This window comes from Frondihabitans australicus (genome assembly GCF_003634555.1).
Taxonomy (GTDB): domain Bacteria; phylum Actinomycetota; class Actinomycetes; order Actinomycetales; family Microbacteriaceae; genus Frondihabitans; species Frondihabitans australicus.
The window spans coordinates 1,912,680-1,924,971 of sequence record NZ_RBKS01000001.1 but is presented as its reverse complement, the minus strand read 5'-3'; the positions used below and the strand labels follow the sequence as shown (position 1 = coordinate 1,924,971).

At 70.5% G+C, this 12,292-nt stretch carries 10 protein-coding genes; 4 read left to right on the top strand and 6 right to left on the bottom strand.

The window, feature by feature from the left end:
* Positions 1 to 47: 47 nt before the first annotated feature.
* Together C8E83_RS08915 and C8E83_RS08910 are read left to right on the top strand one after the other, a co-directional pair.
* Positions 48 to 866: an SDR family oxidoreductase gene (locus C8E83_RS08915; protein ID WP_121369504.1), complete on the top strand. Its 819-nt coding sequence runs from the start codon at positions 48 to 50 to the stop codon at positions 864 to 866.
* A gap of 82 nt (positions 867 to 948) precedes the next feature.
* Positions 949 to 1,887 (top strand): oxygenase MpaB family protein, encoded by a 939-nt coding sequence (locus tag C8E83_RS08910; RefSeq protein WP_121369502.1) that lies wholly within the window; start codon positions 949 to 951, stop codon positions 1,885 to 1,887.
* Between the two features lie 7 nt (positions 1,888 to 1,894).
* Here the strand turns inward: C8E83_RS08910 and C8E83_RS08905 are convergent, their stop codons facing one another.
* Complete coding sequence (locus C8E83_RS08905) at positions 1,895 to 2,449, bottom strand: TIGR03086 family metal-binding protein (RefSeq protein ID WP_121369500.1); 555 nt, start codon at positions 2,447 to 2,449, stop codon at positions 1,895 to 1,897.
* A 230-nt stretch (positions 2,450 to 2,679) separates the two neighbouring features.
* On the opposite strand from C8E83_RS08905, the gene C8E83_RS08900 reads away from it, so the two are divergent.
* The gene (locus C8E83_RS08900; RefSeq protein WP_121369499.1) at positions 2,680 to 3,285 is read left to right on the top strand and encodes a hypothetical protein; all 606 of its coding nucleotides are present in this window, start codon (positions 2,680 to 2,682) and stop codon (positions 3,283 to 3,285) included.
* Between the two features lie 67 nt (positions 3,286 to 3,352).
* Here C8E83_RS08900 and C8E83_RS08895 read toward each other — a convergent pair whose 3' ends face one another.
* Both C8E83_RS08895 and C8E83_RS08890 read right to left on the bottom strand, forming a co-directional pair.
* On the bottom strand, positions 3,353 to 3,913 hold the full coding sequence (locus tag C8E83_RS08895) for a YceI family protein (protein WP_121369498.1): 561 nt from the start codon (positions 3,911 to 3,913) through the stop codon (positions 3,353 to 3,355).
* Positions 3,914 to 4,076: 163 nt separating this feature from the next.
* Positions 4,077 to 5,081: an aldo/keto reductase family protein gene (locus C8E83_RS08890; RefSeq protein ID WP_121369496.1), complete on the bottom strand. Its 1,005-nt coding sequence runs from the start codon at positions 5,079 to 5,081 to the stop codon at positions 4,077 to 4,079.
* 195 nt (positions 5,082 to 5,276) lie between these two features.
* Between C8E83_RS08890 and C8E83_RS08885 the strand changes: the two genes are divergently transcribed.
* A complete protein-coding gene (locus C8E83_RS08885; RefSeq protein WP_121369495.1) occupies positions 5,277 to 5,936 on the top strand; it encodes a lysophospholipid acyltransferase family protein in 660 nt (219 codons plus the stop codon).
* A 22-nt stretch (positions 5,937 to 5,958) separates the two neighbouring features.
* Here the strand turns inward: C8E83_RS08885 and treZ are convergent, their stop codons facing one another.
* Genes treZ through glgX form a run of 3 tightly spaced genes read right to left on the bottom strand, consistent with a single transcriptional unit; the run spans position 5,959 to position 12,247 of the window.
* Complete coding sequence (treZ, locus tag C8E83_RS08880) at positions 5,959 to 7,740, bottom strand: malto-oligosyltrehalose trehalohydrolase (RefSeq protein ID WP_121369493.1); 1,782 nt, start codon at positions 7,738 to 7,740, stop codon at positions 5,959 to 5,961.
* Positions 7,740 to 10,100 (bottom strand): malto-oligosyltrehalose synthase, encoded by a 2,361-nt coding sequence (gene treY / locus C8E83_RS08875; RefSeq protein ID WP_121369491.1) that lies wholly within the window; start codon positions 10,098 to 10,100, stop codon positions 7,740 to 7,742. The genes treZ and treY overlap by 1 nt, the downstream gene beginning before the upstream one ends.
* Before the next feature lie 29 nt (positions 10,101 to 10,129).
* Entirely contained in the window at positions 10,130 to 12,247 is a 2,118-nt protein-coding gene (glgX, locus tag C8E83_RS08870; RefSeq protein ID WP_121369490.1) for a glycogen debranching protein GlgX, read from the bottom strand.
* Between the last annotated feature and the right edge of the window lie 45 nt (positions 12,248 to 12,292).

The window sequence follows — 12,292 nt, the reverse complement described above, 5'->3', positions numbered from 1 at the left end:
GAGTTCACTGACTACGCATCAACCAACGAGAAGAAGGACACACTGCCTTGAGCAAAGTCTGGTTCATCACCGGAGCATCGCGTGGATTCGGCCGTGAGTGGTCGCTGGCCGCCCTCGAGCGCGGCGACAGCGTCGCGGCGACCGCACGCACCGTGAGCACGCTCGACGACATCGCCGAGAAGTACCCCGACACGTTCCTGCCCCTGCAGCTCGACGTCGACGACCGCGACGCCGACTTCGCCGCCGTGAAGGCCGCGCACGAGAAGTTCGGTCGGCTCGACATCGTCATCAACAACGCCGGCTACGGCCACTTCGGCACCATCGAGGAGCTCAGCGAGCAGGAGGTGCGGCAGCAGCTCGAGACGAACGTCTTCGGGGCGCTCTGGGTCACCCAGGCGGCGCTGCCGATCCTGCGCGCACAGGGCGCCGGCCACGTCATCAACGTGTCGAGCATCGGCGGAATCACGGCGTTCCCCGGCATCGGCGCGTACCACATGTCGAAGTGGGCCCTCGAGGCCATGGGTCAGTCGCTGTCGCAGGAGGTCGCGCCCTTCGGCATCCACGTGACGACCATCGAGCCCGGCGGCTTCGCCACCGACTGGGCCGGGCCGTCGGCCAAGCACAGTGAGCAGATCGACGTCTACAAGCCGATGTGGGACGCCCGCGCCGCGCAGATGTCGAGCGCCAAGCGCGGCGACCCGACCGCGTCGGCCGCCGCCGTGCTCAAGGTCGTCGACGCCGAGAACCCGCCGCTGCGCGTCTTCTTCGGCACGACGCCGCTGAGCGTCGCGACGAAGGACTACGAGTCGCGTCTCGCCACCTGGAACGAGTGGCAGCCCGTCGCGGAGCTCGCCCAGGGCGAGTAACTCTCGCCGATCCTGTGCCCCGCCGGTCTCGACCATCGGCGGGGCGCTTCGTCTTCCCAGGTCGCGGTGCTCTGATGGAAGCGTGCCCGGCCTCACCGAACCCCTCCGCTCACGGCTGCAGTTCACCTTCAACGGACAGCGCTCGGGCACACCCGACTGGGTGCAGGAGCTGGAACACGGCGACGATCCGGGCTTCTTCGGCCCCGGCAGCGCCGTCTGGGCCGTCCACGGAGGCATGTCGACGATCCCCGCGGGTGTGCGCGCCCTCCTCGTGCAGGCCCTCCACCCCGGTGCGCTCGCCGGGGTCCACGACCACTCGCGCTACCGGGAGGACCCCCTCGGGCGCCTCGCCGGCACGATCCGCTGGATCTTCACCGTCTCGTACGGGTCGCAGGAGCAGGCCACCGCGGCGTCGCAGTGGGTGCTGCGCCTCCACGAGAAGGTCACCGGCACGTACCTCGACCGGCACGGGGTCTCGCACCGGTACGCGGCCAACGACCCGGACCTGCTCTCGTGGGTGCACATGGCCTTCTGCGACTCGTTCTTGGCCGCAGCTCTGGCCTGGGGCGCGCCGATCCCCGGCGGGGCCGATGCGTACGTGCGCCAATGGGCCGTCGCCGGCGAGCTGATGGGGGTGCAGGAGCCGCCGCGATCCGTCGCCGAGATGAACAGCCAGCTGGCGGCGTTCGACGACGCCGGGGTGCTCGAGCGCACGTCCCGGACGGACGAGGTCGTGCACTTCCTGCGCAGGCCGCCGCTGTTCCCGATCCTGCGCGCGGGGTACCCGCTGATCTTCGACGGGGCGGTCGGCACGCTGTCGCCGAGGTTCCGGTCGCTGCTCGAGCTTCGCGGGCCCCACATCGGATCGTTCGAGCTGCCGACGCGCGCTCCTGCCGCCCTGATGCTGCGGGGGATCGGGGGAGTGCTCGGGGCGGAGCCCGCCGCCGCGATGGCCGCGCGCGCCCGGCGGGAGCGGCTCGGGATCGTCGACGACGTGCCCGCGCCCGCTCGGCGTCGCTGACCGCGGGTCAGCCGGCGTCGCGGCCGGTGAGCGCGAGCAGCCGGATGCGGAGCGGCGCGTCGTCCGAGACCGGCACCGCGGCCGCGTAGAGACCGCTCGCCTGCAGGGTCTCGGCCTGCGGCTCGAAGACGTCCCACACGGCGTCGACGAGGCGGTCGTCGAGGTCTTCGCTCGTGTTCGTGGCCCGGGCGAGATCCCAGGTGTGGATCGTGATGTCGCCCACCAGCTCGGCGAGGTACTCGTCGGCGGTCACCGTGTCGGACTCGAGCTGCACGGTCGTCGTCAGGTCGGCCGCCTCGAATGCCTGCTGCGCGGCGCGGGAGTGCTCGCGCCAGGCGAGCGCCAGGTCGTCGCCGAGCGGGGAGATCGCGAGGCGGGCCTCGGCCGTGGTGCTCCCGGCGAGCAGCAGCGGCGCCCACTGCTGATCGTCGATGACGTGCGCCACGAGGTCGCGGACGGTCCACTCGGTGTCGGGGGTCGGGGCGTCCCAGTCGGTGACCGCCGCGATGCGAGCGGTGAACTCGGAGTGCGCGGTGCGCAGAAGGGAGATCCAGTCGGTCATGGTGATCCTCTCGGCCGTGTGCTCAGTCCAACTCTGCCCACCGGGTCGGTCTTCCCGCCGCCTGTTCGCTCGCGGCGGACGCGTGCCGACCCGCTCACCCCCTGCCACCCGTGCCGCATTTCGCGACCGAATCGGCCCCGTCGCCCCACCCGTTGCAGGCTTTCCGGGGCGCAGCGCGCGCCGCGGTCGCGAAATGCGGCGAGGGGCGGACGGTGTGCGATGCTGTCGGCATGACGACCGAGGGGGCCGCGGCCGCGCCGCACCGACGCCACCGCCTGCTGCGCGGCGCCGCACCGATCGCCGCCGTCGCCGCGATCGTCGCGGGCGGCGTGCTGATCGGCGTCGGCGAGTGGCAGTCGGCGCACGAGTCGTACGGCTGGTTCGCCTACGCCCCGCTGTCCGACACGACGTTCACCCCGACGCCGGCGTGGAACGCGACGCCCGTGGGCGTGGCGCTCGTCGCGGCGGGGTTCGCCGGGCTGGCCTTCGTCGCGGGGTGGCGTTCGGCCGCGCGGCGTTCGCGGATCCTGCGCCCGGTGCCCTGGATCGTCGGCGGAGCCGCGGCGACGGCGGCCGGAGTCGCGCTCGAGGTCTGGCGACAGACGCACCTTCTCTTCGGCTGGCACGACTTCGGGCCGCGCGCTGCGGGCCGAAGCGTGGTGATGACGAAGGAGCAGCTGATCGCGCTTCTCGCGCCGCACCCGCTGCCGCCCGCGGTGGTCGCCGCCGCGTTGATCGTCGTCGGTGTCGCCGCGCTCGCCCTCGCAGCAGGCAGGCTGGGCGCGACGGTGCGGGGGTCGCGGCGCGGTCGGCAGCCGGAGACGCACACCCCCTGAACGGCGAAACGGCGGCCGAACCGCTCGTGAGAGGGTCCGGCCGCCGTGAAGCGGGGCAGAGGCGGGACTACGCCGCGGCGAGCACCAGCTGGATCTCGAAGTCGAGCGCGATGTCGTTGCTGAGCAGGACGCCGCCGTTGTCGAGCGACGCGTTGAACGAGACGCCGAACTTGGTGCGGTCGATCTTGCCCTTGGCCGAGAAGCCGGCCTTGGTCTGGCCGTAGGCGTCGGTGGTGATGCCACCGAACTCGGCGACGAGCTGCACGGGCTCGGTCACGCCCTTGAGGGTGAGGTTGCCGTCGATGACGAGGTCGTCGCCCTTCTCGGTGATCGAGGTCGACTCGAAGACGGCCTTGGGGTGCGCCTCGGTGTTGAAGAAGTCGTCCGAGTGGAGGTGGCCGTCGCGGTCGGCGTTGCCGGTCGAGATCGAGGCGATGTCGATGGTGGCGGTGACCTTCGAGTCGACGATGGCGTCGCCGGTGACGAGCGTCACGTCGAAGGTGCTGAACGAGCCCTTGACCTTCGAGATGGCGAGGTGGCGAACCGAGAACGTGAGCTCCGAGTGGGCGCTATCGATGTTCCAGGTGCCCGCGACGTAGCCGGGGATGGTTTCGGTGGTGATGGGCATGCTGTCTCCTCAAGAGGGGATGATGTGAACGGTTGGCTTGTGGTCACCGATCGATGACACGTCACCGACTGGTGATGGATGCAATCGTATCGATTCCTGCCGTATTCCCGACGCGCGAAGAAATAATTCTTCGTGAACGCACAGGACGAGCCTGGGCGCTGGATCAGGCGGGCCGCGCCTCCGGCGACACGGTCTTGGCCGCGTCCCGCTCGGCGACCGCACCCACTGCCCGATCGATCGCGGCGAGGGCCTCCGGGGGCAGGACCACGCCCGACGCCTTCACGTTGTCGAGCACCTGCTCGGGCCGCGAGGCGCCGATGATCGCGGAGGCGACGTTGTCGTTCTGCAGCACCCACGCGACGGCGAGCTGCGCCATCGAGAGGCCGAGGTCGGCTGCGATCGGCTCGAGCTCCGCGACGGCGGTGAGGACCTCGTCGTTCAGGAAGCGGCGGATGGTGTTCGCGCCGCCCTTCTCGTCGGTGGCGCGGGACCCCTCGGGCAGCGGCTGACCGGGCTTGTACTTGCCGGTGAGCACGCCCTGCGCGATCGGCGACCAGACGATCTGGGAGAGGCCGTACTGCTTCGACGCCGGCACGACCTCGTCTTCGATGACGCGCCAGAGCATCGAGTACTGCGGCTGGTTCGAGATCAGCTGCACGCCCATCTTCTGAGCGAGCGCGTGACCCTCGCGGATCTGGTCGGCGGTCCACTCGGAGACGCCGATGTAGAGCGCCTTGCCCTGCCGGACGACGTCGGCGAAGGCCTGCATCGTCTCTTCGAGCGGAGTCTCGACGTCGAAGCGGTGCGCCTGGTAGAGGTCGACGTAGTCCGTGCCGAGCCGCGTGAGCGAGCCGTTGATCGACTCGAGGATGTGCTTGCGGCTGAGCCCGGTGTCGTTGTGGCCGCGCGGCCCGGTCGGCCAGTACACCTTCGTGAAGATCTCGAGCGACTCGCGGCGCTGACCTCGCAGGGCGTCGCCGAGCACCTTCTCGGCGGCGGTGTTGGCGTAGGCGTCGGCCGTGTCGAACGTCGTGATGCCGGAGTCGAGGGCGGCGTGCACGCAGGCCGTCGCCTGGTCGTTCTCGACCTGCGAGGCGTGCGTCAGCCAGTTGCCGTAGGTGATCTCGGAGATCTTCAGGCCGGAGCGGCCGAGGTAGCGGAAGTCCATGACCTTCACCGTACCGCGACGCCTCGGAGCGAGCCGGGAGAAGCGACGCCGCGATCGGCGACGGCCGGGAACGGCAATCGCGGACGCCCGACAGGTCAGAAGCCGGGCGGCCGCGATTGCTCCATTGTCGTCTGACGATTCCTCAGGCCGCGCGCCCGTCTTCGGGGGGTGCACGAGCCCCCTACGCTGTGGTGCATGTACTGGTTCCTGCGCCTGTTCGTCGCCCGGCCCGCGGCCTTCGGGCTCTTCCGCATCCGGGTGCGCGGGCTCAGCAACATCCCGAAGCGCGGCGGCATCGTCCTCGCCGGCAACCACATCGCCTTCATCGACTCGGTGTTCGTCCCCGTCGTCGTGCCGCGGCCGATGACCTACCTCGTCGGCAGCAACTACATGTCGCAGACGAGCGCGCTCGGGCGCCTCCTCGGGTGGTTCCTGCGCGCGATCCACCAGCTCCCGATCGACCGGTCGGGCGGCTCGGCGTCGAAGGCGTCGCTCGACGCGGGGGTCGAGGCGCTCGCCCGGGGCGCGGCCATCGGCATCTATCCGGAGGGGTCGAGGAGCCGTGACGGGCGGCTGCACCGGGGCCGGACGGGTGTGGCGCGGCTCCTGCTGGCCACCGGCGCCCCCGTGGTGCCGTTCGCGATCCAGGGCAGCGATCGCGTGACGACGAAGGGCCTCACGCGGGCGAAGCGCGCCGACGTGACGATCGTCTTCGGCGAGCCGCTCACGTTCGCGAAGGCCGACGGCGACGTCGATGCGGGCAGGATGCGCGAGGTCACCGACGAGATCATGCGCGCGATCGGCGCCCTCACGCCGCAGGAGTACGACGACAGCTACACGACGAGCCGCGGCTAGTCGGAGCCCGGCGCCGCCGGCGTCAGCGCACCACCGCGACCGAGTGCGGCGGCAGCGTGAGGCTCTCGCCCGCGGCGATGCCCTCCTCGCTCGCGAACAGCACCTCGGAGGCTGCGACGTCGAGGGTCGCGGGCGAGTCGGCGAAGTTCACGGCAACCCGCAGGCTCCCGCGCGTCATCACGAGCCAGCGGTCGCTCTCCGAGTAGTCGACGGACACCGCCGTCATGACCGGGTCGGTGAGGTCGCGCTCGCACCGCCGCAGGGCGGTGAGGCGCCGGTAGGCGTCGAGCACGCGGGCGTGGCGGCCCTCCGAGACCTCCGACCAGTCGAGCTTCGAGCGCTCGAAGGTCGCAGGATCCTGGGGATCCGGCACCACGGCAGGGTCCCACCCCATCTTCGCGAACTCGGCGATCCGGCCCTTCGCCGTGGCGACGCCGAGGTCGTGCTCGGGATGCGACGTGAAGAACTGCCACGGCGTCGAAGCCGCCCACTCCTCGCCCATGAAGAGCATCGGCGTGAACGGCGACGTGAGCGTCAGCGCGGCGGCGATGATCAGCTGCCCGTCGTCGAGGGTGGCCGCGAGGCGGTCGCCGACGGCGCGGTTGCCGATCTGGTCGTGGTTCTGGTCGGCGACGACGAGGCGCCAGCCAGGCATCCGTTCGACGTCGACCGGTCGCCCGTGGTACCTCTCGCGGAACGACGACCAGGTGCCGTCGTGGAAGAAGCCGCGGGTGAGCACCTTGGCGAGCGCGCCGAGGTGCTCGAAGTCGGCGTAGTAGCCGGAGACCTCGCCGGTGAGGGCGACGTGCACCGAGTGGTGGAAGTCGTCGCTCCACTGCGCGTCGATGCCGAACGCGGAGCCGGAGCGCCCCGCGGCCTCGCGCGGAGTGACGAGCGAGGTGTCGTTCTTGTCGCTCTCGGCGATCAGCGTCTTCGGGATTCCTGTGGCTGCCGACAGCGCCGCGGTGCGGATCGCCATCTCCTCGAGCAGGTGCACGGGGGAGTCGTCGACGAGGGCGTGGACGGCGTCGAGCCGCAGAGCGTCGACGTGGAACGTGTCGAGGAAGAGCCGCGTGTTCTCGAGGATCAGCTCCCGCACCTCGTGGGATCCCTCGTCGTCGAGGTTGACGCCGGTGCCCCAGGTCGAGGCGTGCTTGTCGGTGAGGTACGGCCCGAACTGAGGCAGATAGTTGCCCGACGGCCCGAGGTGGTTGTACACGACGTCCTGCACGACGCCGAGGCCGCGCGCGTGGCAGGCGTCGACGAAGCGCTGGTACGCCTCGGGGCCGCCGTAGGTCTCGGTGACCGCGAACCAGTGGACGCCGTCGTAGCCCCAGTTCCAGCGGCCGTTGAACGAGTTCACCGGCAGCACCTCGACGAAGTCGACGCCGAGGTCGACGAGGTGGTCCAGCTTCTCGATCGCGGTGTCGAACGTGCCGCCCGACGGTCCCTCGGCTCCGGCAGGGCCGTTCGTTCCCGGCGTGAACGTGCCGATGTGCAGCTCATAGACCACGGCACCGGCGAGCGGGCGGCCGCGCCAGGCCTGGTCCGTCCAGGCGAACGACGCGGGGTCGAATGTCTCGCTGAGGGCGTGCACGCCGTCGGGCTGTCGGAGGGAGCGGGGGTCGGGGAGAGGGGTGTCGGAATCGTCGAGCAGGAACCCGTAGCGGTGGCCGGCCCCGGTGTCGAGGCCGGCGGGGGCGCGCCACCAGCCCCGTGCATCCTGCGTCATGTCGTGGGTCTCGCCGTCGAGGACGAGACGGACGCGGGTCGGGAAGGGCGCCCAGACGTCGTAGAGGGCCATCAGTCGTCGTGCCTTTCGTCGTCGGGCACCAGGAGCGCCACGGGGTAGGTGTCGAGCAGGTCGGCCAGCCGCACGCGTGTCCCGTCGAAGCGTCGGCCGGTGAGGGCGTCGCGGTGCGAGCCGCTGGGCAGGTGCAGAGTCGTGTCGCGCCAGCCGCCGCTTTCGGCGAGCCCGACGGGCAGGCGGGTGGCCACGGCGATGGCCCCGCCGCGATCGACGGCGATCGCGTTGACGGCCGCCTCGCCGAACACGGGCAGCGGCACGTAGCGGTCGAAGAGCTCGGGCCGGTCGCGGCGTTCGATAAGGGCGCGATGGGTGACCAGGAGCCGCGCGGCCCCCGTGGCGTCCACGGCCGGGAGCTCGCCCGCCTGGATCGCCGCCAGGTAGAGGCGCCGCAGGTCGAAGTCGACCTCGCGCCGGTTGTCGGGGTCGACGAGCGAGTAGTCCCACAGCTCGCCGCCCTGGTAGACGTCGGGTGCTCCCGGGCCGGTGAGCTGCAGCAGCGCCATCGCCAGCGAGTTCGACCAGCCCGGGCCGCGCACCATCTCGACAATGCGCTCGAGCTCTTTGACCGTCGCGTCGTCGTCGAAGCAGGCGTCGACGAGCGCGTGCATCCGCGTCTCGAAGGCCTCGTCGGGTGCGGTCCAGGTCGTCGAGGTCCCGGCCTCGCGGGAGGCCTTCTCGGCGTAGGCGTGCAGGCGCTCGCGGGAGGCGGGCCAGGCGCCGACGATCGACTGCCAGAGCAGATTCTCGAACGGCCCGTCGCCGAGCGGCGCGAGCTCGCGCAGCCGGCCGAGCGTCGCCGCCCACTCGTCGGGGATCTCGCTGAGCACGTCGATCCGTGCGCGCACGTCGGCGGAGCGCTTCGTGTCATGCGTCGACAGCGTCGTCATCGTGTGCGGCGTGGTCGCCAGGCGCTTCTGCTGCCGCGTATGGAACAGCTCGGGCGAGTAGGCGAACCACGAGGGCTCGCCGCCCACCTCGTTCAGAGACACCAGGCGGCTGTAGCGGTAGAACGCCGTGTCTTCGACGCCCTTCGCCATCACCATGCCGCTCGTCTGCTGGAACCGCACGGCCGCAGGATCCGCCGGGTCGCCCAGGCGCGTCACCACCGTCGCGATCGCGTCCTTCAGCTCGGGCCGGGCGTGCTGCGCCTGATCGGCGGCCCAGGCGAGCTGTTCGCCGCCGAGCGGCAGATAGCTGCGGTACACGGGGAAGCGCGTTGCGAGCTCGGCGAGGGCGTCGACGATGTCGGGATCGACCTCGGGCGCCGACCCGTCGGCGGTCGGCACAGCCAGGAGCCGCGCCAGGCGTCGGATCTCGCTGCCGAGGATGCCGTCGGCGATGCCGCGCTTCGTGCCGGCGATCATCGTGTGCCACGTGTCGTCGGCCGGCGCAGGCGCACGACCGGCGAGCCGGTCGTCGAGGGCGCCGAGCGCCTCGGCTCCCTCCGGGTCGACCAGGATCCGGTCGTAGTCGCCGAGGGCGTCGTAGCCGGTCGTGCCGTTCATCGCCCAGTCGGCGGGCAGCTCCTCCGCCCCCTCGAGGATCTTCTCGACGAGCACGTGGGCGCCGCCCGTCAGCTCGCGGAGACGGTCGAGGTAGCCGCCCGGATCGGCGAGGCCGTCGGGGTGGTCGACGCGGAGGCCGTCGGCGATCCCGTCGCGGAACCAGCGCCCGATCTCGGCGTGCGAGTCGTCGAACACCCAGGGCTCTTCGACGCGGATGCCGGCGAGCGTGTTCACGGCGAAGAATCGCCGGTAGTTGAGCTCGGAGTCGGCGCGCTTCCAGTAGACGAGCTCGTAGTGCTGCCGGGCGTGCACATCCTGCGCCGTGTCGCCCTCCGAGTGCGTGCCGGGCGCGATCGGGTAGGCGTTGTCGTAGTAGCGGAGCTCGTCGCCGACGATCTCGAGGGCGTCGAACCGGTCGTCGCCGTCGTCGCCGAGCACCGGGATCAGGACCTTGCCGCCGCCCACGGCCCAGTCGACGTCGAAGGCCTCCGCGTAGCGGGAGTCGCGGCCGTGCTGGAGGAGGTCCCACCACCAGGCGTTCGATCTCGGAGTCGCGACGCCCATGTGGTTCGGCACGATGTCGATCAGCACGCCCAGGCCAAACAGGTGCGCCCGATCGGCGAGCGTCTGCAGGCCGATCTCGCCGCCGCGCGCCGGGTCGACGCGGGAGTGGTCGACCACGTCGTAGCCGTGATCGCTGCCGGCCTCCGCCTCGAGGACGGGCGAGAGGTAGACCCAGTCGACGCCGAGGTCGCGGAGGTACTGCACGACGTCCGCCGCGGCGTTCAGGTCGAACGCGGGGCGGATCTGCAGGCGGTAGGTCGAGCGGGGAGCACGGTCTCGGGGCACGGCGACTCCTTCGTCACGGGTGGGCTGACTCACTTCTGTTCGGGGCTCGCGTCGCGGAGGACGACCATGGAGCGGCCGGCGACGGGGAGACGGGCGCCGGCGCGGAGCTTCCGCGACGAGCGCCGCGTGGCGGCGGTCTCGACGACGAACTCCCACGACGACGCGTACTCGTCGGGCGGCAGGGTGAAGGTCACGGTGTCGTCGTGGGCGTTGAAGTAGAGCACGAAGTTGACGTCGGTGATCCGGCCGCCTCGGCTGTCGCGCCCCCGGATGCCGTTGCCGTTGAGGAACATGCCGATCGACCGGCCGAAACCGGAGTCCCACTCCTCGGACTGCATCGCGTCGCCTTCAGGGGTCAGCCAGACGATGTCGGGAATCGGGTCGCCCTCGCCTCGGCGCACGATGCGGCCGTCGAAGTACCGCTGGCGGCGGAAGGTGGGGTGCTTGCGTCGGAGGTCGATGAGCGACGTGGTGAAGGCGATCAGCTCGTCGTCGGCGTTCGCCCAGTCGATCCAGGAGATCTCGTTGTCCTGCGCGTAGGTGTTGTTGTTGCCCTGCTGGGTGCGGCCCAGCTCGTCGCCGTGCAGGATCATCGGCACGCCCTGGCTGAGCAGGAGCGTCGCGAGGAAGTTCTTCACCCGCTGACGCCGAAGGCCCGAGATCGCCTTGTCGCGGGTCGCACCCTCGACGCCGGAGTTCCACGAGCGGTTGTGGCTCTCGCCGTCGCGGTTGTCCTCGCCGTTGGCCATGTTGTGCTTCTCGTCGTACGAGACGAGGTCGCGCATCGTGAAGCCGTCGTGGGCGGTGACGAAGTTGATCGAGGCGATGGGGCGCCGGCCGTCTCGCTGGTAGAGGTCTGCTGATCCTGTGATCCGCGACGCGAACTCGCCGAGGGTCGCGGGCTCGCCGCGCCAGAAGTCACGGACGGTGTCGCGGTACTTCCCGTTCCACTCCGTCCACTGCGGCGGGAAGTTGCCCACCTGGTAGCCGCCGGGGCCGACGTCCCAGGGCTCGGCGATGAGCTTCACCTGGGAGACGATGGGATCCTGCTGCACCAGCTCGAAGAAGGTCGACAGCCGGTCGACCTCGTAGAACTCGCGGGCCAGGCTCGCCGCCAGGTCGAAGCGGAAGCCGTCGACGTGCATCTCGGTGACCCAGTAGCGCAGGCTGTCCATGATCAGCTGCAGCGAGTGCGGGTGGCGCACGTTGAGGCTGTTGCCGGTGCCGGTGTAGTCCATGTAGTACTGCTTGTCGTCTTCGACGAGGCGGTAGTAGGCGGCGTTGTCGATGCCCTTGAACGACAGGGTCGGGCCGAGGTGGTTGCCCTCCGCCGTGTGGTTGTAGACGACGTCGATGATGACCTCGATGCCGGCGTCGTGCAGCACCCGCACCATCGTCTTGAACTCCTGCACCTGCTGCCCGTGGTCCTCCACCGACGAGTACTGCTGGTGCGGCGCGAAGAAGCCGATCGAGTTGTAGCCCCAGTAGTTGCGCAGGCCCTTCTCGAGCAGCGTGTTGTCTTGCACGAACTGGTGCACCGGCATCAGCTCGATCGCCGTCACGCCGAGCCCCTTGAGGTGGTCGATGATCGCCGGGTGCGCGACGCCGGCGTAGGTGCCGCGCTGCTCCTCGGGGATGTCGGGGTGCGTCTCGGTGAGGCCCTTGACGTGCGCCTCGTAGATGACGGTCTCGTCGTAGCTGTACTTCGGCGGCCGGTCGCCCTGCCAGTCGAAGAACGGGTTGATGACGACGCCCATCATCATGTGGGGTGCGGAGTCCTTGTCGTTGCGAGACGCAGGGTCGCCGAAGTTGTACGAGAAGAGGGCTTCGTCCCAGTCGATCTCGCCCGCCGTGGCCTTCGCGTACGGGTCGAGCAGCAGCTTGTTCGGATTCGCCCGCAGCCCCTTCGCCGGGTCGTACGGGCCGTGCACGCGGTAGCCGTAGCGCTGGCCCGGCTGGACGGTCGGCAGGTAGCCGTGCCAGACGTACGCGTCGACCTCGAGCAGATCGACCTGCGTCTCGGTGCCGTCGTCGTCGAACAGGCAGAGCACGACCCGCTCGGCCGCCTCGCTGTAGATCGCGAAGTTCGTCCCGCTTCCGTCGTAGGTCGCGCCGAGCGGATACGGGTTGCCGGGCCAGGTGTTCATCGAACCTCCGAGTCGCGCTCCGCGTCAGGGGCCCGCGGAGTCTCG

Bases quoted from the DNA above. Each gene is read 5' to 3' on its own strand.
- C8E83_RS08890 (WP_121369496.1), bottom strand. From the start codon at position 5,081: ATGGACTTCCGCTACCTCGGCCGCTCCGGCCTGAAGATCTCCGAGATC.
- C8E83_RS08900 (WP_121369499.1), top strand. From the start codon at position 2,680: ATGACGACCGAGGGGGCCGCGGCCGCGCCGCACCGACGCCACCGCCTG.
- treZ (WP_121369493.1), bottom strand. From the start codon at position 7,740: ATGGCCCTCTACGACGTCTGGGCGCCCTTCCCGACCCGCGTCCGTCTC.
- C8E83_RS08905 (WP_121369500.1), bottom strand. From the start codon at position 2,449: ATGACCGACTGGATCTCCCTTCTGCGCACCGCGCACTCCGAGTTCACC.
- C8E83_RS08885 (WP_121369495.1), top strand. From the start codon at position 5,277: ATGTACTGGTTCCTGCGCCTGTTCGTCGCCCGGCCCGCGGCCTTCGGG.
- C8E83_RS08895 (WP_121369498.1), bottom strand. From the start codon at position 3,913: ATGCCCATCACCACCGAAACCATCCCCGGCTACGTCGCGGGCACCTGG.
- glgX (WP_121369490.1), bottom strand. From the start codon at position 12,247: ATGAACACCTGGCCCGGCAACCCGTATCCGCTCGGCGCGACCTACGAC.